General features: G+C 27.4%; 18 protein-coding genes. 5 read left to right on the top strand and 13 right to left on the bottom strand.

Annotation, left to right across the window (positions count from 1 at the left end; all coding sequences use genetic code 11):
- The first annotated feature begins 49 nt into the window (after positions 1-49).
- On the top strand, positions 50-1,228 hold the full coding sequence (locus CM240_RS04970; RefSeq protein ID WP_044037065.1) for an SAM-dependent methyltransferase: 1,179 nt from the start codon (positions 50-52) through the stop codon (positions 1,226-1,228).
- 320 nt (positions 1,229-1,548) lie between these two features.
- Here CM240_RS04970 and CM240_RS04965 read toward each other — a convergent pair whose 3' ends face one another.
- The 4 genes from CM240_RS04965 to CM240_RS04950 form a co-directional block, all read right to left on the bottom strand.
- The gene (locus tag CM240_RS04965; RefSeq protein ID WP_044037063.1) at positions 1,549-2,916 is read right to left on the bottom strand and encodes a cation:dicarboxylate symporter family transporter; all 1,368 of its coding nucleotides are present in this window, start codon (positions 2,914-2,916) and stop codon (positions 1,549-1,551) included.
- A 20-nt stretch (positions 2,917-2,936) separates the two neighbouring features.
- The gene (locus tag CM240_RS04960; protein WP_044037061.1) at positions 2,937-4,271 is read right to left on the bottom strand and encodes a CoA-disulfide reductase; all 1,335 of its coding nucleotides are present in this window, start codon (positions 4,269-4,271) and stop codon (positions 2,937-2,939) included.
- A 175-nt stretch (positions 4,272-4,446) separates the two neighbouring features.
- Positions 4,447-5,061 carry a DUF3793 family protein gene (locus tag CM240_RS04955; RefSeq protein ID WP_044037059.1) on the bottom strand — a complete coding sequence of 205 codons (615 nt, stop codon included), beginning with the start codon at positions 5,059-5,061 and terminating at the stop codon, positions 4,447-4,449.
- Between the two features lie 80 nt (positions 5,062-5,141).
- The gene (locus CM240_RS04950) at positions 5,142-5,939 is read right to left on the bottom strand and encodes a DUF368 domain-containing protein (protein ID WP_044037057.1); all 798 of its coding nucleotides are present in this window, start codon (positions 5,937-5,939) and stop codon (positions 5,142-5,144) included.
- Positions 5,940-6,522: 583 nt separating this feature from the next.
- On the opposite strand from CM240_RS04950, the gene CM240_RS04945 reads away from it, so the two are divergent.
- Together CM240_RS04945 and CM240_RS04940 are read left to right on the top strand one after the other, a co-directional pair.
- Positions 6,523-7,257 carry a LytR/AlgR family response regulator transcription factor gene (locus tag CM240_RS04945; protein WP_044037055.1) on the top strand — a complete coding sequence of 245 codons (735 nt, stop codon included), beginning with the start codon at positions 6,523-6,525 and terminating at the stop codon, positions 7,255-7,257.
- A complete protein-coding gene (locus CM240_RS04940; RefSeq protein ID WP_044037054.1) occupies positions 7,245-8,597 on the top strand; it encodes a sensor histidine kinase in 1,353 nt (450 codons plus the stop codon). Before CM240_RS04945 ends, CM240_RS04940 begins: the two co-directional genes overlap by 13 nt.
- Positions 8,598-8,747: 150 nt before the next feature.
- Here CM240_RS04940 and CM240_RS04935 read toward each other — a convergent pair whose 3' ends face one another.
- From CM240_RS04935 to secG, 6 genes are all read right to left on the bottom strand, one after another.
- Complete coding sequence (locus tag CM240_RS04935) at positions 8,748-12,431, bottom strand: cohesin domain-containing protein (protein ID WP_044037052.1); 3,684 nt, start codon at positions 12,429-12,431, stop codon at positions 8,748-8,750.
- A gap of 310 nt (positions 12,432-12,741) precedes the next feature.
- A complete protein-coding gene (locus CM240_RS17430; protein ID WP_156930509.1) occupies positions 12,742-12,879 on the bottom strand; it encodes a hypothetical protein in 138 nt (45 codons plus the stop codon).
- Positions 12,880-12,927: 48 nt separating this feature from the next.
- Positions 12,928-14,316 (bottom strand): dipeptidase PepV, encoded by a 1,389-nt coding sequence (gene pepV, locus CM240_RS04930; RefSeq protein WP_044037050.1) that lies wholly within the window; start codon positions 14,314-14,316, stop codon positions 12,928-12,930.
- Between the two features lie 170 nt (positions 14,317-14,486).
- Positions 14,487-14,954 (bottom strand): SsrA-binding protein SmpB, encoded by a 468-nt coding sequence (gene smpB / locus CM240_RS04925; protein WP_044037049.1) that lies wholly within the window; start codon positions 14,952-14,954, stop codon positions 14,487-14,489.
- 375 nt (positions 14,955-15,329) lie between these two features.
- Entirely contained in the window at positions 15,330-17,468 is a 2,139-nt protein-coding gene (rnr, locus tag CM240_RS04920) for a ribonuclease R (RefSeq protein WP_044037047.1), read from the bottom strand.
- Between the two features lie 103 nt (positions 17,469-17,571).
- Positions 17,572-17,799 carry a preprotein translocase subunit SecG gene (gene secG / locus CM240_RS04915; RefSeq protein ID WP_044037045.1) on the bottom strand — a complete coding sequence of 76 codons (228 nt, stop codon included), beginning with the start codon at positions 17,797-17,799 and terminating at the stop codon, positions 17,572-17,574.
- Positions 17,800-18,030: 231 nt separating this feature from the next.
- On the opposite strand from secG, the gene CM240_RS04910 reads away from it, so the two are divergent.
- On the top strand, positions 18,031-18,918 hold the full coding sequence (locus tag CM240_RS04910) for a DUF368 domain-containing protein (protein ID WP_044037043.1): 888 nt from the start codon (positions 18,031-18,033) through the stop codon (positions 18,916-18,918).
- A gap of 112 nt (positions 18,919-19,030) precedes the next feature.
- Here the strand turns inward: CM240_RS04910 and CM240_RS04905 are convergent, their stop codons facing one another.
- Complete coding sequence (locus CM240_RS04905) at positions 19,031-20,140, bottom strand: MGDG synthase family glycosyltransferase (RefSeq protein ID WP_044037041.1); 1,110 nt, start codon at positions 20,138-20,140, stop codon at positions 19,031-19,033.
- Between the two features lie 73 nt (positions 20,141-20,213).
- Positions 20,214-21,509, bottom strand: a complete 1,296-nt coding sequence (eno, locus tag CM240_RS04900) for a phosphopyruvate hydratase (protein WP_044037039.1) — start codon at positions 21,507-21,509, stop codon at positions 20,214-20,216.
- Positions 21,510-21,750: 241 nt separating this feature from the next.
- Here eno and CM240_RS04895 point away from each other — a divergent pair, with 241 nt between their 5' ends.
- Positions 21,751-22,395: a hypothetical protein gene (locus CM240_RS04895; RefSeq protein ID WP_044037037.1), complete on the top strand. Its 645-nt coding sequence runs from the start codon at positions 21,751-21,753 to the stop codon at positions 22,393-22,395.
- 324 nt (positions 22,396-22,719) lie between these two features.
- Here the strand turns inward: CM240_RS04895 and CM240_RS04890 are convergent, their stop codons facing one another.
- The gene (locus tag CM240_RS04890) at positions 22,720-23,331 is read right to left on the bottom strand and encodes a protein kinase (RefSeq protein ID WP_044037035.1); all 612 of its coding nucleotides are present in this window, start codon (positions 23,329-23,331) and stop codon (positions 22,720-22,722) included.
- Positions 23,332-23,338: the final 7 nt, after the last annotated feature.

The raw sequence follows: 23,338 nt of genomic DNA, 5'->3' as shown, positions 1-23,338 counted from the left end.
TATTTTTTTATTTAAAAGTGCATACTCTTTAATAAAGGAGGTTTATCTCATGGATATAGAAAAATCATTGATTAAAAACTTAACAAAAAACTTTGAAGGCCCTAGTTTCCAAATTAAATTTTGGGATGGTGAAGAAACTTTAGTAGGGGGAAGCACTCCCACTTTCACTTTAAAGTTAAATAAACCATTAAATAAAAAAGATATGGCTTTAAGTACTACTTTAGCTTTTGGAGAAGCATATATGGATAAAAACTTTGAAATTGATGGTGATTTATATTTTGCACTAAATTCAATACTTCAAAATATAACCCACTTTAATTTTGACTTTAAAGGTCTTCCAAAAATATTTCATAAATCTTCTAAAACCAAACAAAAAGAGAATATAGCTTCTCATTATGATATAGGAAATGACTTCTATAGTCTTTGGTTAGATAAAACCATGAGCTACTCATGTGGATATTTTAAAAATGAAAAAGATAATCTGTATGATGCTCAAATGAACAAAATACATCATATTTTAAAGAAACTTAACTTAAAAGAAGGTGACACTTTACTTGATATTGGATGTGGTTGGGGTGCACTTTTAATTGAAGCTACTAAAAAATATAAAGTAAAAGGGGTAGGTATCACATTAAGCGAAGAACAATTTAAGAAATTTAATGAACGTATAGAAGAAGAACATTTAGAAAATTTTTTAGAAGTAAAATTAATGAATTATCTTGACTTACCTAAATTAGATAAAACTTTTGATGCTGTAGTAAGTGTTGGTATGCTTGAGCATGTAGGTAGAGATCATTATCCTGACTTTTTCAATTCAGTATCCTCAGTTTTAAAAGATAGCGGTATATTTTTGCTACACTATATCACTTCACTTATAGAATCACCAGGAGATCCTTGGCTTAAAAAATATATTTTTCCTGGAGGAGTGATACCTACATTACGAGAAATTATATCACTTTCAGCAGAAAACAACTATCATGTTTTAGATGTTGAGAATTTAAGACTACATTATAAAAATACACTTTTACATTGGTATTCTAACTTTAACAATAATATAGATATAATAGAAAATAAATTTGATGAAAGATTTATTAGAATGTGGCAACTATATCTTTGTGCCTGTGCAGCTGTTTTTAATAACGGTATTTGTGATTTACATCAAATATTATTTACTAAAGGAATAAATAACTCTATCCCTCTAACTCGTGACTATATGTATAAAGATTAAAGTTAAATATACAAATCGTGAATGGTAAGTTGTAAATTTAAAAAATAGAGGCGCTGTCGCATTAGCAAATGAAAATTTGTGAGCGATAGTCCTTTTATCATGGCACAGGTTAGAAGGCACATGACACAAGTAAAATAGACTAGTGAATAAATAAAAGCAAGTGATGAATCATTAAGGTTAATTTCCTCCATAACTATTCTCTATTCACTATTACTTCTTCACTGCTATACCTTGTACACTGTGCATTCTTTATAAAAAGTGAGACTGAAGCATTAAGTGCAACAGTCCCTAACTATTTTCTTCTTATCTAATATAAAAACCTATTTATTTTCAATCTCTTTTAAACTTTTGGCCACTACCACAGTACTAGTCATTGTTCCATTTACATTAAGCATAGTACGGCCCATATCTAAAATAGGATCAATTGCAATAATTCCCCCAGCTAAAGGAAAATAACTGCCCATTCCCATACCTGAAACTACAACAGAGACCGCCATAGTTGCAGTTCCTGGCAATCCTGCTATGCCAAGAGAACTTATGGTTATTATCACCAATAACATTATATAGAAGCTTATATCCATTTCTACTCCTGCCATATTTCCAATAGTTATAGCCATTAATGCTGGATATATTCCTGCACAACCATTCATACCCATGTTCGATCCAAGACTTCCTACAAAGCTAGCCACCCCTTCATTAACCTTCACATTATTAGTAAGACATTCTATTGTTACCGGTAAAGTTCCTAAACTTGATCTTGATGTAAAAGCTAATATTAATGCTTCAGATACATTTCTGATATATGTAATAGGATTTATACCACTTAATGATACTATTAATAAATGAATTATAAACATAATAACTACACTTATATACACTGCTATTATAAAATCTAAAACTGTATATAGTGCCGATATCCCTCTCGCTGTTATAGTATTAGCTAAAAGTGCTACTACTGCATATGGCATAAATTTAATAACTGTCATAGCTACACTTGTTATTATCTTATAAGCCCCTTGTACCCATCCTACAAAAGGTTCTATTACATCACTATATTTTTTCTTTAATATATTTATTGATGTACCGATAAATGCTGCAAAAATAACTACAGCTACTATATTTCCATCAGCCATAGCTTTTATAGGATTCGATGGTAATAAACCTCTTAAGGTATCAATTATTGATGTAACTTCTCTAATTTCTACATTATTATTTATATCTCCTATATTAACACCTACACCAAGCTTCATCACATTTCCTACAATCATACCAATAATAGCAGCTATTGCAGTAGTAATTAGTAACATAAAGATACTTCTTGATGTAAGTTTTCCTAGATTTTCTCCTTTCATATTTATAATAACTCTTATAATTGATAAAAACACTAATGGTACTACTAGCATCTTTAAAAGATCCATAAATCCATAACCAAATAGACCATACCATTGCGTAACCTCAGATAACCAAGTTACTTTGCTAGGATCTTTAGGAAATCCTGCTATCCATTGTATTATTACTCCTAATATTAATCCTACAATTGTTGCTGTAATCATTCTTATAGGGAATTTTACTTTTTTCTTTTCCATACTTTTCATTATAAAAAATATACCTATTAGAGTAATTATAAATGCTACGGTTTTAAAATTTGTTATTAAAAGAAATTCTGATAAAAATGAACTATCTTTCATTTTTTCCTCCTTAATATATATTATTTACTTACATTTCCTGCTACATTTAGTACATCCCATGTTCTCGAAAAAGGTGGAGCATAACATAAATCTAACATTCCTAATTGTTCTGTTGTGATACCAGCAAAAATACACGCTGCTAACACATTTACCCTTTGAACTGCATCTTTATACCCAACTATCTGACCACCTAATATTTTCTTATTTAGCGCATCATATATAATTTTTACATATATTTCACTTTGACCCGGGTAATAATTTGTTTGATTCATATCTTTTATAAATTTAACTTTATAATCTAATCCTTTTTTCTTAACCTCTTCTTCAGATAATCCTGTCCTTGCAGCTTCCATATTCATAACCTTTATGCAACTTGAAGCTAAAGAACCTTGAAACTTTATATTACCACCAGCAAGATTTTCACCTACTATTCTACCTAATTTATTAGCACCTGTAGCTAATGGCACATAGATATTTTCACCTGTAACAAAACTATTTATAGTTGCACAATCTCCTGCTGAATAAACATCTTTTATAGAAGTTTCACCATATTCATCCACTAATATTGCACCATTTTTAAGCATCTTTATACCTTTATCTTTAAAAATATCAGTATTTGGTTTTACTCCTGTTGCTAAAATAACTATATCCGCTTCTATTTCTCTCAGGTTAGTTCTTATTCCTTCTACTTTATCATCACCTATAATCTCTAAGACTGTTTCATTTAGATATAAGTTCACATCATGTTTTCTTAACTCATCTTCTAAAATATCTGTTATTTCTTTATCAAAGACTTCTTTAAGTATTCTATCTTCTAATTGAAATAATGATACGTCTTTTCCACAGTTTTTCACAGCCTCAACTGCTTCTAGTCCAATAAATCCAGCACCAATTATGGCTACCTTCTTGTTTTTATTATCTTTCAGTAACGATTTTAATCTTTTTCCATCTTCCATAGTTCTTAAAGTACAAACATTCTTAAGTTCTATATTTTTTATAGGCGGAATAAAATTTCTTGCTCCTGTTGCAATCATTAGCTTATCATATTTATCTGTAAATTCATTGTTATTAATAGTATCTTTTACAACAATAGTTTTATTATTAAAATCTACATCTATAACCTCATGATTCACTCTAACCTTTACATCAGTTTTTTCAAAATCTTCTGGTGTTCTTGCTATCATATTGTTACTTCCCTTAAAAAACTCTCCAACATAATAAGGAAGTCCGCATGCGCCAAAAGAAATTATACTGGACTTTTCATAAATAATTACTTCTACATCTCTATTTACTCTTTTTAGTTTTGCTGCTGCACTAGCACCAGCTGCTATTCCTCCTATTATTATAACTTTCATTAATTATTCCTCCTATAATATCTATAAATATTATTCATAGTTTTCCTATCAAATTAATATAAGATTAATCATAATGACTTTATATATATTAGTCAATAATATTTTTTCCTATTTTATCTTTTTCACTACATAATATGCTAAATAAAAAAAAATCTATACTAACATACAATCTATGTTAGTATAGATTTTCTTTAATTAATGATACTACTTTATATAATGAAAAACCGTTAATGATACTACTTATAGTATACTTACGTATAAAATCATATCTTTTAAATATATCTGTAGATTTTTTACGATCTACAAACACCTTCCAATATCTTGATTCAATATAATTATTATCAGTACTTATAATAAAAGCTCTTACTTCTTCAACTGGAATTCCTAAAAAGATTCCAATTTCATGAGGACAATTATACTTATCATATCTATTCTTTAAAATTTTTAAATTTGATTCTAAATTAATACTATAATATCCAAACTCCTTTAAAAAACTTTTATTTTCTTTTTCATTTATTACTTCTTCTAATAATTTTTTATTATATATCATCAGTATTATAATATCTTCTTTATCTCGTAAAACCATATAATCCAAAGATACTGTATCTAAAAAGTTAATACCAAATTTACACCAGTCTTCATATTGATTATTTTTTATTTTACTAAATGCTATTGTTACAGCTGGCTTTACTTCTGATATTACTAAACATGTCTTATATAATAGCAAATATTCTATGTACTCTTTTCTACTCATTAATGTTAATTTCTTTAAAAATTCTATATATTCCATATAAATTCTCCATTTTAGCTATAAGAATCTTTCTATGAAATATATTATCTGCAAAAATACTAAAATTTATCTAATTAAAATTATTCATTTTTACTAATAAAATAAATAAATAAGAAACCTATTATACCTAATATAATACCTACTATACTTTCAAGACCATTAAATCCAGGAAAAACCTCAACTATAGATCCTAATATAAATCCTAAAATAATCATATAAGTCTCATTTGGAAACTTATTTAAAAGTTTGTCAATAGCTTTAGCTGTAGCTATAGTTCCTACTAGTCCACCTAATACTATCGGAATCAAAATAGGTATATTAAATTCTGTTATAGAATTAATTACAGTATTATATAATCCTAATATTAACAACATAAAGGACCCACTTATTCCTGGCAGTATTAATGCTATAGCAATTATAAAACCTCCTATAAATAACCATATAAAATTAACTATTGTCAGTGAGGTTATTAACTCTGAATTACTTTTATAATTACCACTCATTAGCATTACAGCAATTATACCCAATATCAAAAATATAATTCCTCTTTTACTTCTTTGTTTTTCTGTAGCTTTTTTATACATCAATGGTGCTCCACCTAAAATAACACCAATAAAAAAATAGCCTAATGGTATAGGATAATTATCAAGTAGTTTTTTTACCATGTTACTAAATAAAAATATCCCTATTATAGCTCCTAATCCGACCTCTAGTAAAATCCTATACTGATTTTTAAAATCCTTAACAATATTATTTACTGCATGTATAAGTTTATCGTATATTCCTAATATCATCGCTATAGTTCCACCACTAACCCCTGGCACAATCTGTGAAATACTTATAGCTATCCCTTTAAAAAAGTTAGCCCAAAACTGCATCTATATCCTCCAATCTATTACAAATTTTTATTATGGTATCACAGTCTATTATTTCCTGTCAAAACTTATAATATGCTTAAATTAACTATATATTATAACGGTAATAGCTTGATATATACTATAAATTTTATTATGTAAAATACTATAAAAACTACAAAATTATATACATTATACTCTTCATATTTTCTTCTTTCATTCGATAATTTCTATAGTTATATTTAATTTATTGAAAATATCACATATAACTATAACTTTGTAATTATTAGCAAGATATTATTAAAATACTATTAAAAACTTTTTATATTATTTTTAAAAAAATTTATTATAAATTATTGAAATAGAACTATTGAAAAAAAAGTAAATTATTATAAACATTTTTTCTTTATTTTTTCATATTGATGCTAAATTTTATTTATACTAATTTAATAATTAATTCACTTTTGTATAAATCTTTTATGATAACATATATTTTCTACAAAATCCAAAAAAACTCTTATAATAATTACAAAATAATTAAATTATAAACATTTTTCAACATTCATGGTATAATTATTATATTAACTATGTTGTTTAGGGGGATATTATGCTTGATATTATAATTTGTGAAGATAACACTACTCAAAGAAAAAACTTAGAAAGTATTATTGAAAATGAAGTAAGAAGTGCTCACATTAAAATTGCATTATCTACTAATAATCCTAACGAAGTAATTCAATATGTACAAGATTCTAAATCACAGAATTTTATTTATTTTTTAGATATAGATCTCCAAAGTAACATAAATGGACTAGAATTATCTAAAATTTTGAGACAACATGATCCAATGGGTTACATTGTATTTTTAACTTCTCATGCCGAACTTACGCTATTAACTTTTCAATATAAAGTTCGTGCTATGGATTTTATAATAAAAGCTGACACTAATATGATAAAAGATAGGATTGTAGATTGTATAAATGAAGCATTCAATGATTTGAAGAATATTAAAGTTCAAAATACCAATACTATCCCTATAAATATTGGTAATAATATAACATTCTTCGATATGGATGATATACTATTTTTTGAAACTTCTAGCAAAGAGCATAAAATACGTATTCATACCACTAGTGGTCATTCTGAATTTTATGGTTCATTAAAGGATATAGAAACAAAATTATCATCAGATTTCTATAAACCTCACAGATCTTATATTGTCAATACAAAAAAAATAAAATCAATAGATAAAGATCAACTTATTATTAATATGATAAATGGAGAGATATGCTATGTATCTTCTAGATACTTGAAGGGATTGTTAAAGAAATGCATGCTTTAGTTTTTAATATGCTCTATCCACTGATATTATCTCTTATGATAGTATTACCAGTTGCTAATTTATGTTTTGTTAAAAATAATATTAGAGCTTTAGTGATTTATACATTTCTTAATTACTGTGTACTAGCATTAACAGTAATGTATAAATCTACATCAGGTTCATTTTTCTTCTGTAACCTGAGTTCATCATATTTAATAGCAAGTGTATTAATTTATATTTTTATAGTATATAGAAATCTTACTTATGCTTTGATAACATCTATTTTCATATTAATCAGTAATATGATTAGTGACGGAATTGTTGGTGCTATAACAATAGTTGTATTTAATATTGAGTATGAAGGACTATCTAACAACTATCCCTTATACTCTATAATAGGTATAGCGATACTATTTACAACAACTATTATAAGTCTAATTTTTAGAATAGTAGCATTAAAAATGAGTAAAAAATATATTAATTTTAAGAAATATGGACAGATAGGTTTTCTATCAATTTTTGTCTTAGCTACAATGCTAGGTATATTTTTAATTTATATTTATTTATGTGGATATCTTCTTCCAAATTGGGACAGCAGAAGTATCTCACTTCACATGATTCTAATTATATTTTTGTCTACAGTATGTTTAACAATGCTTTATTCTGTAACGAAGGCAATTAAAAATATGTTTGAACAAGAGTATAAAGAAAAAGAATATTCTCAATTGAAAGAGTATACAGACTTGTTAGAAAATGTTTCTACCGATTTAAGAAAGTTTAAACATGATTATATCAATATTCTTCTTACACTAGGTGGATATATTGACGAAGGCGACCTTAATGGCTTAAAAGAATTTTATAATAAAGATCTCCTTCCTGAGACAGGAAAACATGTTACTAAAAATAAAAACTTATCCTTATTGCAACATATTAAAACAAGTCCATTAAAAGCGCTATTATCATCAAAATTAATTACATCTCAGTCCCACAATATTGAAACTAGAATTGAATTAATAGATGACATTGATAATATACCTATGAATACTATTGATATATGTAGAATTATAGGTATACTTTTGGATAATGCTATAGAAGCAGCAGATTTATGTGAAAAGAAATCTCTTCACTTCGCTGGTATAAAAACCGATGATAGTATTATATTTATTGTTAGAAATTCTTGTCTTCCTGATACACCTCCTGTTTATAAAATCTACGAAAAAGATTTTTCTACTAAAGGTGATGGACATGGCATAGGACTAAAAACCGTAAGAGAAATTATAAATAGAGATTATAAAAATGTTATATTAAATACTAAAATAGAAAATTGTATATTTTCTCAAGAACTAATAATAAATCTATAATAGTAAAAAATTCTTTTTTATTAGGAATTAAAAAAGGGATCTCGCTCACGAAATTTAATCGTCAATTGCGAGATCCCATTTTTAAATTAACCTTTTTATATAATGACTCTGGCATTTGGGGCTATGTAATTTTATATCATCTTTTTAATACTATATTACAGTTATTACACCTCCATTGAAATCAAAGTCATAATTATTACCATCAAAATCTGAAAATACAGGATCATCATTATTAGGTTCTACCTTAACTGGTCCCCTTGACGTCTCGTCTTTTATCTTAAATGTTACATAAAGTAACACTCCATCATATTGTATTGCATCATTTCCTAGGCATTCATAATCAATATAAGTTACATAAATTAAATGTCTCTTCGCATTTGAATAATACTTTAAATTTTTATCTGCATTAACTACAACTTCTCCAGATTTTACATCAATAACATCTAAAAATTGTCCTTCATAACTTAGTCTAAAGTCAAATGCTTCTACCCCTTGTTTAGGAGTTCCTCTCACATACACTGGTATAGTGATTATGTCTCCAGCTTTTGCTTCTATTGAAGCTACATTAATAGAAAACTTCCCTTCATCCTCCATACTATTAATAACATTGATAGTAAAAGGTATAGTTTGTCCTGATGTGAAGTTTATATTTAATAATTTCACACCAACATCCATAGATTCTAGATATCTTTTAGTTAAAACAATTGTATTTCCTTCTAAAATATAGTCTTTTCCTTCATTTAAAGTTAATGCACCATGTTTTATATCTCTAAAGCAATTACCATTTAACAACACCTTAATAGGAATTTCTAATGGACTTGCTAAATCAAAAACTGATGAATTTATATTTATTTCCGCATTCACTAACTTCGGCTTACTTTGATCAATGTTTACCATAAGAACTTGATCTTTTCCTGAACTAAATTTAAAAGTTAATACTTCATCTCCTAGTGGCAATATGTCCAAATATTCTTTAGTTATTATTACAGTTTCACCCTTAACTAAATAATCTCTTCCCTTTAATAAAATCTCATCTCTATTCATTATATGAACTAAATTATTACCATTTAGATTCATATCTACGATTACATCAAAAGGATCTTCTTTATCGAACTTATCAACGCTTTTATTTATAGTTGAGTCCTTATCTTGAGATTTTAGTATAGAAATAGACCCACCTATAAAATTAACATCATACAATCCACCTTTAGCATCAGTAAATACACCTAATTTATTTAAAGTTATGTCACTTACTCCTATTTCTGAATTTCCTTTTATATCAAATTCTAAATTTAGAAAAACACCATCCTGTGCAATAGAATCTATTCCTGTTCCGGTAGAATCACAGTACATGATAGATATAATGCCGGCCTCATTATTTACCCCTGAAAATAATGTTTCCTCTGGATTTATACATGATCCTTGTGAAATAACCTTAACATTTTCAAACTTACTATTATCATATTTTAATGAAAAATTAAAAGCACTTAACTTTTCATCGGTTATACCTTTAAAAATAACAGGTACTGTTACCCTTGATCCTTGCTTTCCTAAAACAGAACATACATTCAAATCTAATGACTTATTAGAATTATTATCTACATTCATTTCTAATCTATCATTAACTATTTCCTTATTCTCAACTTCTCCTTCTAATATATTTACTAATCCTGCTTTTACATTGATTTCATATAATGAATTATTCATATCAGCGAAAATACCTAATCTACTTAATTTTATTGATTCAACTCCAACTTCAGCATTTTTACAAATATCCATTTCTAAATCAATAAATACACCATCTTCTGATATAGCTTCCATTCCTGTTCCTGAAGTGTCAAAATAACGAATAACTATTATTCCACTATCTCTATTTATATCTGCAAATAATGTTGATTCTGGATTAATACATAATTCTCTAGGTATAACATTTATATTTTCAAATTTATCTGTATTATACTTAATTGAAAAATTAATTGTTCCTAATTTATTCTCTGTTACTCCACTAAGACTAATTGGTAATATAACTTTTTCTCCATGTTTTCCTTTAGATGATCCAATTGATAACTGAAGATTCTCTACTGATTTATTTACATTAATCATTAATATTTTATTTTGTCCATAAGTAAATTGAAATATAAGAGGTGTTGTACCTATATTTAATGATTTTAAGTATCCTTTACTAAGAATAACACTTTTATCTTTGATAACATAGTCCTTATTATTCTCTAATTTACTATTACCATCACTTATGGATACTAAACTATTACCATTGAAGTCCAATTTTACTTCTATATCATTGAGATTATCCATATCTACCTCTATTGCTTCTGTAATTAACTCTGGATCTTTACCCTCATTCTCAATATTAATATTTCCACCAATAAATCTTAAATCATATAATTGATCCTCTGTATCTACAAATACTCCGCAATCACTTATTACAAAACTACTTATATCATTTTCTACGTTACTATCTACATCAAATTCAATATCTATAAATGGACCATCCTTGCAAATAGATTCACTTCCATCACCTTTAGAATCACAGTACATTATTGATATTATTCCCTTATCTTCATTTACGTCAGAAAATAATGTCACATCAGGATTTACACATATATCTTTTGCCACTACTGCTACATTTTTCATTTTATTATTGTCATAACTTAATGCAAAATTAAAAGCACTTAGCTTTTCTTCTGTTACGCCTTCTATACTTACAGGTGCTACTACTGATGTACCTTTTGTTACAGAAACATCATTAATTTCAATTTTAATTTTCTTGTTTCCTCTAAAAATATCAACATATAATAAAATATCTTCACATTCTTCAAATTCGAAAACAAATTCCTTTTGTCCCTCTTCTAAAGTCTTTAAGAATTCCTTTGTTAAAACTACATTGTCATTATTTATAAAATAATCTACATTTTCCTTTAGAACAGTATCACCTAATATTATCTTTTCTAAAATATTTTCATTAAATATTATATCTACATAAACATCTACAAAATCATTTAAATCAAAAGTAGTTGTAGGTGTAAGAATTTCTGCATTTACTAGCCCATCTACTGTAATTAATCCTGATTGGAATTTTAGATTATATAGTGAATCATTAATATCAGCAAATATACCTATTTGATTCATATTTATTTCACTATCTCCAAATGGAGCTTCTTCTTTTATATTCATTTCTAATTCTATAAATATTCCATCTTTATATATTGCTTCAGTTCCATCTCCCACGGAATCACAGTACATTATTGATATTGTTCCACTATCTTCATTAATATCAGTAAATAAAGTTACTTCTGGATTGACACATATACTACCAGGGAAGATTTTTATATTACTAAATCTATTATTATCAAATGAAAGAGAAAAATTAAAAGCATTTAGTCCATTTTCTGTTATACCTTCAATCATTATTGGTACTACAATTCTATCTTCTCTTTCTCCATTAGCTTTTCCTATTATTAAGTCCAAACTTATATCTTTATCTTCAATAATATTTATACAAACTTTTCTTTCCTCATTATTATCAAATATAAAAGAAAGAGTATTTTTTCCTTCTTCTAATAGTGATATAAACTCTTTATATAAAACTATTGAATTACCTACTATAGCATAATCTTTGTTTCTTAATAACACTTTAAAGTTTTCTTCTATACCTATTAATTTAGAAATACTATATGCATTCATATGGATTATTACATCTGATACTATACCTACACTTTTATCTATATCAATCCAATCTCGATCTATATATATTTTTTTCCCCATCATCTCATCATTCATATTAATACTTTTATCTAAAATATTTAAATTATCCATATGTATTTCTCCTATTTCCAAATTAAATAAATATCATATCTTTATAAAGATTCTAAAGTCAAAATAAGTTTAAAGTTATCTGACTTTTTCTTTTTCCTTAGTTACATTTTTTAATAAATTATAATTCTCTTTAATAATATATTTAAATTATCGCATTATCCGAATATTTTTTCTATATATATTACTTATCCTATCTTTTTTAACTCACAAAGGATTTATCTTTATATTTTATATCGTTTATGAGTATTTTTTTGCCTTTTACGCAATATAATTGACAATATTATATACTTATGCTTAATAAAAAAACCAGCTATTTAGCTGGTTCTTCCGGAATCCCCTTTACTTTTCCATATTCTTCTTTACTTCTATTTTCCTTATCCTTAATTAGCACACTAGCTGCAGTTACTACTACTGCTCCAACTAAAGCTGCAATTCTTAACTTTTTCATTTAAATTTCCTCCTATCATAACATTTTATTGTAAAGCACTTTTAAACATTATTTTGCTAGTTCATAAATTGCTTTTGCATATATTTTCGCACACATCATAAGATCTTCTATTTCCATACATTCATTTGGTTGATGATCCAAATCTGGTTTTCCTGGGAATATTGGTCCGAATGCTACTATATTATCCATAGTCTTTGCATAAGTTCCTCCACCTATACTTAAAAGTGTTGCTTCTTCTCCAGTGTATTCTGTGTATACCTTTTGTAATATCTTAATTAAATCACTATCAGGACTAAAATATAAAGGCTTTTCATGATCCATATCTTCTATTGATATACTATAATCTTTAATTATTTCCTCAATAGGATTCATCATTTCCTCAAAAGTTTTAGTAACAGGATATCTTAAATTTAATAATATACTTCCTTTTTCTTTATTAATATCAATTGCACCTACATTAAAAGATAAATATCCTGAAATATCATCATATAAATCACAATTCATAGATTCACCATGTATTTCAAAATTTATATACTTATTATAAAATTCTATAAACTCTCTAATATCACCTTTTGGTAAATCTAATTGACCTAAGAAAGCAATTATTCCTGAAATAGCATTAATACCTTTTTCTGGCGTACTACCATGAGCACTCTTTCCATAAGATTTTACTATAAGCTTATCTTCTTCTAATATACCTTCTAACTTTATTCCTGTTCTATCTGCATATTCTTCTAATGCGAATAATACTTCACTTAGGTTTTCTCCAGTAACTTTTGCCTCACAATAATCAGGCACCATATTGGCTTTTCTTCCTCCGGCTATATATTCTATATTATTTACCCCTTCTTCACCATGAGAAAACTCCTTAACTAATCTAAACATAGTAAGTCCTTTTTCTCCATTAATTATTGGAAACATACCATCTGGTGTAAAACCCGCTACTGGTGGTTTTTCTCTTTCAACATAATAAGGCATATCATGTGAACCACTTTCCTCATTTGTTCCAAAAATTACTCTAACTCTTTTAGATAATGGTAAACCTAAATCTTTAATAGCCTTCAATCCATATAGTGCTGCAAAAATAGGACCCTTATCATCCATAACCCCTCTTGCATAAAGCTTTCCATCATGAATTTCTGCTCCATATGGAGGATACATCCACCCTTCTCCTTCTGGTACCACATCCAAGTGCCCAAGAACTGCCACATAATCTTCTCCAGAGCCATATTCAGCATATCCAACATACCCATCTAAATTTACTGTATTAAATCCTAAATCATCACAAATTTCTAATGCTTTTTCTAATGCTTCATTTGGACCTTCACCAAAAGGCATACCTGGCAATTTCTTTCCTTCAACAGAATTTATTTTTAGTATTTCAACTAATGAATTTAAAAACTCATCACGTAACTCTTCTACTTTTTTGTCTAACATAACTTTGCTCCTCCATTTAGTCAATTACTCTTTTATTTAATTATAATCTTTTCCAGCATACCTCTTCAATATATTATCCCCAACTTTTACAAAACTTATATTATTAATAATAAAAAAGAAGTTTTCTATACTAAAAATAGTAACAAAACTTCTTTTTATAAGAATTCTATTTATCTATATCTATCTTTTAATTCTCTCTCTATAGTTCTCTTTGCATCTTTTTCTCTTAAAGCATCTCTCTTATCATAATTTTTCTTTCCACGTACTACTGCTATATTAACTTTAACTCTACCATTTTTTAAATATAGAGAAAGTGGAACCATAGTATATCCACTTTGAGTAACATATTTAGAAAGAGTCGCTATTTGAAATTTATGCAAAAGTAATCTTCTATCTCTCATAGGATCTTTATTGAAGATATTACCTTGTTCATAAGGTGAAACATGCATATTTCTGACCCATACCTCACCATTTCTTACTTCTGCATAAGAATCTTTTAGATTTGCTTTTCCTGCCCTTATTGATTTAACTTCTGTTCCAATAAGTTCAATTCCAGCTTCATAGGATTCTTCTATAAAATAATCATGGAATGCTTTTCTATTATCAACTAATGTATTACTATCTTTTTTCTTTGCCATATTTTCCACCTCTAGAATTTCTTTATATAAACTTTACCTTTTCATTGATAAAAAACTATATATATATATTTTACCACATTATAAAAGAACTGTCGCAATCATGATTAACTTTCATCAGCGATAGTTCTTTCAGTTCACAGTTTTCAGTGCACAGTGTACAGTTATGGCGGAAATTCCTGCGGAATTTCTTAAATTTAAAATACGATATCAATATTTCTTTATTAAGACTAGTTGTATATATTTAATTAAATATATACCATAATATTTATTATCTAATCTCAATCTAACTAGCCGTCCGCAGGACTATAATAAATTCCCCATGGGGAATTTTAACTTTCACTGTGCACTGTGAATTGTGCACTGTGCACTGATTCTCTATTCTTCATTATCTTCTTCTAGGACATTATGAAGCTTAAAATAAATTTCATGAGCATCAATATCAACTCTATCTACAATTATTTCTACTTCATCACCTAATTTATATATATTTTTCGTTCTTTCTCCAATAAGTGCCATATGCCTATCATCATAATGATAGAAATCATCTTCTAGCTCACTTATATGTACTAATCCTTCTACAGTATTAGGAAGCTCTACAAACATACCAAAATTAGTAACAGATGAAATAATACCTGAGTATACTTCTCCTATTCTTTCTGACATATATTCTGCTTTCTTTAAGTCATCAACTTCTCTTTCTGCTTCTTGTGCTACTCTTTCTCTTTCAGATGATTGTATAGAAGCATAATCTACTGCTCCAATAAATCTCCTTGTAGTCTTCTCATCTAATTTTCCTCTTAAGTGCTTCTTAATTATTCTATGTATTATTAAATCTGGGTATCTTCTTATAGGAGATGTAAAATGGCAATAATATTTTGCTGCAAGTCCAAAATGTCCTATACATTCAGGAGAATATCTTGCTTGTTTCATACTTCTTAATAATAATGTATTTACTACTGTCTCTTCTTTTTTTCCTCTTACCTTATTTACAATCTCCTGAAGATTCTTAGGATGAACATCCTGAGTTTTCTTCATTGTATATCCAAGATTATAAATAAACTCGTTAAAATGTTCTAATTTTTCTGTATCTGGATCTTCATGAATTCTATATACAAAAGGAGTATTAGCCCAATACATATGTTCAGCCACTGTTTCATTACAAACTAACATAAATTCTTCAATTATTCTATTTGCAATAGCTCTTTCATATGGCTTTATATCGATTGGTTTTCCTTTATCATCTAGTATTATCTTACATTCTTCAAAATCAAAATCTATTGCACCACGTGATAATCTCTTCTTATTAAGAATCTCAAATAATTCACCCATAAGAAGGAAATCTTCATATAATTCTTTATATCGTTCTATAAGTTCTTCATCTTTATCTCTTAATATCTTAGTTACATCAGTATATGTCATTCTTTCATTTGTTCGTATAACAGTTTCTTCAATTTTATGATTTAACACTTTTCCATTCTTATCAATTTCCATAAAACAACTAAGTGCCAATCTATCTACCTTTGGATTTAATGAACATAATCCATTTGATAATTTTTTAGGTAACATAGGAATAACTCTATCAATTAAATATACTGATGTCGCTCTTGCTAGTGCTTCTTCATCCAATGGAGATCTTTCTTTAACATAATGAGAAACATCTGCTATATGCACTCCTAAATAATAGTTACCATTTTCAAGCTTGCTTACAGATACGGCATCATCAAGATCTTTGGCATCTTCTCCATCAATTGTTACCATCTTAATATCTCTCAGATCTACTCTTCTATCCGCTTCCTTACTATCAATAATATCATCATATTTATTAACGAAATCTTCAACTTCTTTTGGAAACTTTTCTGGTAATTTAAACTTTTTAATAATTGTTAATATATCTATTCCCTTATCACCTTTGTTTCCGAGAACTGAGGTGATTTTTCCTTCTGGGTTTCTTCTTGATTCTGGCCATTCAGTAACTTCAACAATAACTACTTCTCCAGACTTAGCTCCATTTCTTTTAGATTTTGGTATAAATATATCTTTACTAATTCTTTTATCTTCTGGAATTACAAAACCAAAGTTTTTTGAATCTTCATATATACCAATAATTTCTTTTTGCGCTCTTTCAAGTATCCTTGAAATCTCTCCTTCGCATTTTTTACCTTCTTTTTCACTGACTACTATCTTAGCTAGGACTTTATCTCCATGTACCGCTCCATTCATCGCTGAACCTGGAATAAAGATATCTACCATCCCTTCCTCTTCTGGAATAACAAATCCAAACCCTCTAGCATGACCTTGTAATCTTCCTACAACTAATCCCATTCTCTCTGGCACACCGTAATATCCAGCTCTATTTTTAACGATTTGACCATCTTTCTCCATCTCTAATAAAACTTTTTCAAAATCTCTAGACTCTTTTTTATTAATATTAAATATCTTTGATAATTCTTTTATACTCATAGGTTTATAAGCTTTTTCGTTCATAAACCCTAATAATATCTCTCTTATATTCAAATTAATCACCTCCATAAATATTATTGGTAAATAAATAAATTCATATACAAAATAAGAAGCCATCCATTACTAAAGATAGCTTCTTCATCAGTAACTTATACAATTATTGTGGACCTTGCATCATCAATATAACGATTCCAAGTAATAATGCTACAACTAATGTTGCTCTTCCTAACATTAATTCTCTTGTTTTAGTTTTATGTTTTGTAAAAAATGTATCTTGACCACCTGTTAATGATTTTAATCCATCTGTTTTACTAGGTTGCATAAGTACAAGCACTATCATAGCTATAGATAATATAATTAATGCTGCTATTAAAAACCACTTCACTAAACACAACTCCTTTCGTACATACTATAACAAATACATTTTATCACAAGTTTATAATATAGTCCATTTAATATAATAACTTAATTGATAATTTTAACAATTTTCTTACCTTATTTTATAAATTAATCTATGTAGTATATTGTTATAATATTCAAAATAGTATATAATTCTTAAGAATATTAAAAATAGAATACTAAACCTTATTCTATTAAACTTTAAAGGAGTGCTTATATGTTTATAATCAATTTTATTCGCGGATTTTTTATGGCACTAGCTGATAGTGTACCAGGTGTATCTGGTGGTACCATAGCATTTTTATTAGGATTTTATGATAACTTTATAAACTCACTTAATGCACTAGTATCTATAAAAAGTTCTAGAGAAGAAAAGAAAAAATCTTTAATATTTCTTATTAAACTTGGTATAGGTTGGGTTATAGGATTTTTATTATCTATGATAATACTATCATCAATTTTTGAAAAAGAAATATATAAAATTAGTTCAGTATTTATAGGATTTATAGTATTAGCAATTCCTATAGTTATAAAAGAAGAAAAAGATTCTATTGTTGGTAAATATAAAAACATAATATTTACCATTGTAGGTATATTAATAGTTGCTGCAATTACATATTTTAATCCTTCTGGTGGGGACGGTTTTAAATTATCACTTGACAACCTTTCCATTGGTCTTGGACTTTATGTGTTTTTTGTAGGTATGATTGCAATTTCTGCAATGGTTTTACCTGGTATATCCGGTTCAACACTTTTACTTATATTTGGACTTTATGTACCAATTGTAAACGCTATAAAAGAAACTCTTAAAATTAACTTATCTTACTTACCTATTTTAATAATATTTGGTTTGGGTGTAATTGCTGGTATTGTTTCTGTTATACGTTTATTAAAATATGTATTAGAAAATTATAGATCACAAGTTATTTACTTAATTTTAGGTCTTATGATTGGTTCTCTATATGCTGTTTTTATGGGTCCTACAACTCTTGAAACACCAAAAGATCCGATGTCATTAAAAACGTTCAGCATAGTATACTTTGTAATTGGTGGTGCTGTTATATTTGCATTACAACAATTAAAAGTATTTTTCGAAAAAAAATAGAACTTTAGATAGGCTGTTGCATAATTAGAGATGCACAGCCTTTTCACTTTCACAACTTATCTCTTTCCTTATAAAAATACTATTGTTTAATTGCCTAAATAAATTAACTATATTATATTTCATTATTTATTAAGTTCAAAATATTCTTATTAACAAAAGGTTTACTAATATTTTTACATTTTTCTTTCATTCCTAAAATTCTTTTTTCATTTTTTAATAATTCTTCTATGCTTGTGCTACACCTTATCCCATTACCTATACTTACGGCCACATCATTTTCTATTAAAAACTTTGAATTTTCCTCTTCTTGACCAGGTATAGCATCAAATATAATCATTGGAATATTAGAAACTAAAGCTTCTGTAACTGTTAATCCTCCTGGCTTTGTTATTAATATATCTGACACCTTCATATACTTATCTACTTCACTTGTAAATCCTATAAGTTTAGTTTTCTTACTACTATTCATTATTTCTTTTTGCATATCTCTATACAAGCTTCTATTATTTCCAACAATAACAATTACCTGAAATTCAATTTCTATGGTGGAAATTTCCCTATATATATCTATTATATTTTTTACTCCAAAACTCCCTCCCATTAATAATACAGTAGTGATATTGGGATCTAATCCTTCTGAATTTAATACATTTATCTTGTCTATGTCCCTCAAAAATTTATTGTCTATAGGAATTCCATATGCATGCACTTTTTTATCTTCAATTCCTCTTTCAATCATCTTTATTTTCATCGCTTCATTGGATACAATATAGTGATCTACATTATTATTTATCCATGAATTATGTGGTGAATAATCTGTCATTATACATATATGTTTTACTTTAATTTTTCCTCTTTCTTTTAATACAGAAACCATTTCTTCTGCAAAAGGATGGGTGGTTATAATTATATCTATTTCTTTATTATTTATTAATTTTAAAAGTTTATTGCTAAATAATTTTTCAATTGCTTCAACTAATAAAGAAAACACATTTTCTTCATCAGTAATATCATATATCTTTTCATAGACCCATGATAATTTTTTGACTAAAAAAACATATCCATTAACAATCAATTTATTAAGTAATGGATTAATATATTTTAAAGTGTCTATTACCTCAACTTCTATACCTTTAGAATTATCTAGTAAATATGATTTTAATGCATTGGATGCACTCATATGTCCACCACCTATAGAAGCAGATAGTATAATAACCTTCATATTTTTACTTCCCCTTTATCTCTAGTACCTTAAATATCCCCAATCTAACATAAAAGCTAGATTGGGGATATTTCTATTTATTTAAATTAAAGAATGCTTTTATTCCTCTATATTCACCGACTTCTCCAAGTTCATCTTCAATTCTTAATAATTGATTATATTTAGCAACTCTTTCACTTCTAGCTGGCGCTCCAGTTTTTATTTGACCAGCATTTAATGCTACAACTAAGTCTGCTATTGTTGTATCTTCTGTTTCTCCACTTCTATGTGAAACTACAGCAGTATAACCTGCTCTATTAGCCTTTTCTATTGCATTTAATGTTTCTGTTAATGTACCAATTTGATTTAACTTTATAAGTATAGAGTTTGCTACTTTTTTCTCTATCCCCATTGCTAATCTCTTTTCATTAGTAACAAATAAATCATCTCCAACTAATTGAACTTTATTACCAATTTTTTCAGTTAGTATTTTCCATCCTTCCCAGTCTTCCTCTGCCATTCCATCTTCTATTGAAATAATAGGATATTTTTCTACTAATTGTGCATAATAATCAGCCATTTCTTCTGGAGATAATACTCTACCTTCACCAGCTAAATTATATTTTCCATCTTCATAAATTTCAGATGATGCAGGGTCAAGAGCTATATAAAAATCACTACCTGGCTTATATCCAGCCTTTTCTATAGCTTCCACTATAACTACTATAGCTTCTTCATTACTCTTAAGATTTGGTGCAAAACCACCTTCATCTCCTACTCCAGTATCATATCCTTTTGATTTTAAAGTTTTCTTCAACATATGATATACTTCAGAAGACATTCTTAATGCTTCACTAAAATTTGGTGCCCCTACTGGCATAATCATAAATTCTTGCAAATCTACGTTATTGTCAGCATGTTTACCACCATTTATTATATTCATCATAGGTACTGGTAATACTTTTGCATTTACACCACCAATATATTGATATAATGATAACCCTAATGCATTGGCTGCAGCTTTTGCAACGGCTAGAGAAACTCCAAGTGTAGCATTCGCTCCAAGTTTACCTTTATTTTCAGTTCCATCAAGTCCTATTAAAGTCTCGTCTATTAAAACTTGATCTAAAGCATTCATACCAATAAGTTCTTCAGCAATTATATTATTTACATTATCAACAGCTTTAAGTACCCCTTTTCCATTGTACTTAGAAGCATCATCATCTCTAAGTTCTACTGCTTCAAATATTCCAGTAGAAGCTCCAGAAGGGACTGCTGCTGTTCCTACAAATCCATCTTCCAACATTACCTCTACCTCTACAGTTGGAAAACTTCTTGAGTCTAAAATTTGTCTTGCATATACATCTACAATTTCTATGTACTGTTTCATTCTGTTTCCTCCCTTTATTACAATAAAATATTAAGAAACAATTTTGTAAACATTTTATTGACTTACTATTAACAATTATTAATATCTCCAATAATCATTAATATTATTTACATTATTAAATACTTATTCATAATATTAATGATTTATTAATATATTATGTTACTTTTACAACCTTAAAGTCGTTTACATATTAAATAAATTTATGTTAATATTTTATAGAGAAAACATTTTGGAGGATACTATGAATAAAGAACTTTTTACTAGAAAAAACCTGCCTATAATAGAAATAAATGATACTAAATTCAAAATTAGAGGCGTAAAAAAAATGAGTGTTTTTGAAATTAAAGATATACAATGTATGTACATCAGCAACACTTCAAAATTAATTATATATTATAAAGGAAATATATTTGAATACTTTATTGGTGATATTAAAGATAAGTACAAGCCAGCACTAGATGAATTTATTGATTCTGTTAATAATAGACCAGGTAATAATCACTTAATATTTTCAAATCCAACTCCAGCAATACTAAATTTTGCTCCAATAATCGCAGTTATTCCATTACTTATATTTAATAATATGTCTCCAATTATCCCTACACTTTTTGCTTTAGGAGTATTTGTCGCATTTTTAGTATATTCTACATATTTCTTAAAAACATTATTTCTTTTTGATTTAACAAAAGGAGAAGTTACTTTATCAAATAGTTTTTCTAAAAAACATGCTACTACTACATTAGATTTCAAAATTGAAATTATTTCTACTTCCCCTTTAAATTTTAAACTTGTTATTGGTAAAAGAAAATTCAAACTTAAATCTAATGCTATAGGACCAAAACATTACGTAAATAAAATGTCCAAATTTATTACAAATCATTCTTAAGGCAGTGCACAGTTTTCAATGCACAGTGCACAGTTGTGGTGGAAATTCCTGCGGAATTTCTTAAATTGTAAGTATGTTAACAATACTTTTTAATAAAACCAAGAGAGTGGCATTAATTTAGCTTTTAATATAGTCTTTTCAGAAGATAATGAAAGCTTTGCTTTCATGTATCATACTTAATGTACCAATACATTATTGCAATATAAAAATGCTAATTTTAATTGCCTATCTCAAACTACAATTTCTGTCCGCAGAACTTTAATTTTTCCCCTTAGGGAAAAATATCCTTTACTGTGCACTGCTTAACATAGATTTATCTAATAACTATTCAAAATAATTATCTTTTTTCTTATTATCCAATTCTTGAAAATATATATTTATCTTTTTTCTCCACTCTCTAGCTTTCTTTCTATCTATAATCTCTATATATCCTAAAAACTCATCTAATACCCCTTTTCTTCTTAATCCTTTCATAAGATGCCTAGGATAATCTACTTTTCTTGTATAAGATTTTTTAGGGTCTATTACTCTTATATGTTTAGCGTTAATTAAATACAAATCTTTACATCTTATATCTCTCTTTGTAAATTTAAGTTTTTCAAATTCCTTTAATAAGCGATATAAAGTTTTTGCCAACTGAAAGCTCATACCATGTCTTTCTATATAATCATCTAACCGTATCCCTTCGATTTTTTCTCTTAAAATATAATACTTACCATGTTTATAGATTTTAGGAAAGTTTTTAGATTTTTGTGTTTTAAGTAAAATTGATTTTTCATCTTCACATACTTTATTTTCTTTAAATATTTTAAGTACTTTATTGCCAGGAATTTCATAAACTATACCATTGTTACCTTCTCCAAGAAATTCAGCTTCTTTAAATATTTCTTCCATTTCTTCATCAAAATCTGGACAATAACAAAATCCACCCTTCATAATACCA

The organism is Clostridium bornimense (assembly GCF_000577895.1).
Taxonomy (GTDB): domain Bacteria; phylum Bacillota; class Clostridia; order Clostridiales; family Clostridiaceae; genus Clostridium_AN; species Clostridium_AN bornimense.
Note: the sequence above shows the minus strand (reverse complement) of the source record. Positions and strands in the feature narration are given on the sequence as shown.

Excerpts from the sequence above, each read along its gene's own strand:
- CM240_RS04970 (WP_044037065.1), top strand. The coding sequence starts at position 50 with ATGGATATAGAAAAATCATTGATTAAAAACTTAACAAAAAACTTTGAA.
- CM240_RS04965 (WP_044037063.1), bottom strand. The coding sequence starts at position 2,916 with ATGAAAGATAGTTCATTTTTATCAGAATTTCTTTTAATAACAAATTTT.
- CM240_RS04960 (WP_044037061.1), bottom strand. The coding sequence starts at position 4,271 with ATGAAAGTTATAATAATAGGAGGAATAGCAGCTGGTGCTAGTGCAGCA.
- CM240_RS04955 (WP_044037059.1), bottom strand. The coding sequence starts at position 5,061 with ATGGAATATATAGAATTTTTAAAGAAATTAACATTAATGAGTAGAAAA.
- CM240_RS04950 (WP_044037057.1), bottom strand. The coding sequence starts at position 5,939 with ATGCAGTTTTGGGCTAACTTTTTTAAAGGGATAGCTATAAGTATTTCA.
- CM240_RS04945 (WP_044037055.1), top strand. The coding sequence starts at position 6,523 with ATGCTTGATATTATAATTTGTGAAGATAACACTACTCAAAGAAAAAAC.
- CM240_RS04940 (WP_044037054.1), top strand. The coding sequence starts at position 7,245 with ATGCATGCTTTAGTTTTTAATATGCTCTATCCACTGATATTATCTCTT.
- CM240_RS04935 (WP_044037052.1), bottom strand. The coding sequence starts at position 12,431 with ATGGATAATTTAAATATTTTAGATAAAAGTATTAATATGAATGATGAG.
- CM240_RS17430 (WP_156930509.1), bottom strand. The coding sequence starts at position 12,879 with ATGAAAAAGTTAAGAATTGCAGCTTTAGTTGGAGCAGTAGTAGTAACT.
- pepV (WP_044037050.1), bottom strand. The coding sequence starts at position 14,316 with ATGTTAGACAAAAAAGTAGAAGAGTTACGTGATGAGTTTTTAAATTCA.
- smpB (WP_044037049.1), bottom strand. The coding sequence starts at position 14,954 with ATGGCAAAGAAAAAAGATAGTAATACATTAGTTGATAATAGAAAAGCA.
- CM240_RS04910 (WP_044037043.1), top strand. The coding sequence starts at position 18,031 with ATGTTTATAATCAATTTTATTCGCGGATTTTTTATGGCACTAGCTGAT.
- CM240_RS04905 (WP_044037041.1), bottom strand. The coding sequence starts at position 20,140 with ATGAAGGTTATTATACTATCTGCTTCTATAGGTGGTGGACATATGAGT.
- eno (WP_044037039.1), bottom strand. The coding sequence starts at position 21,509 with ATGAAACAGTACATAGAAATTGTAGATGTATATGCAAGACAAATTTTA.
- CM240_RS04895 (WP_044037037.1), top strand. The coding sequence starts at position 21,751 with ATGAATAAAGAACTTTTTACTAGAAAAAACCTGCCTATAATAGAAATA.
- CM240_RS04890 (WP_044037035.1), bottom strand. The coding sequence starts at position 23,331 with ATGAAGGGTGGATTTTGTTATTGTCCAGATTTTGATGAAGAAATGGAA.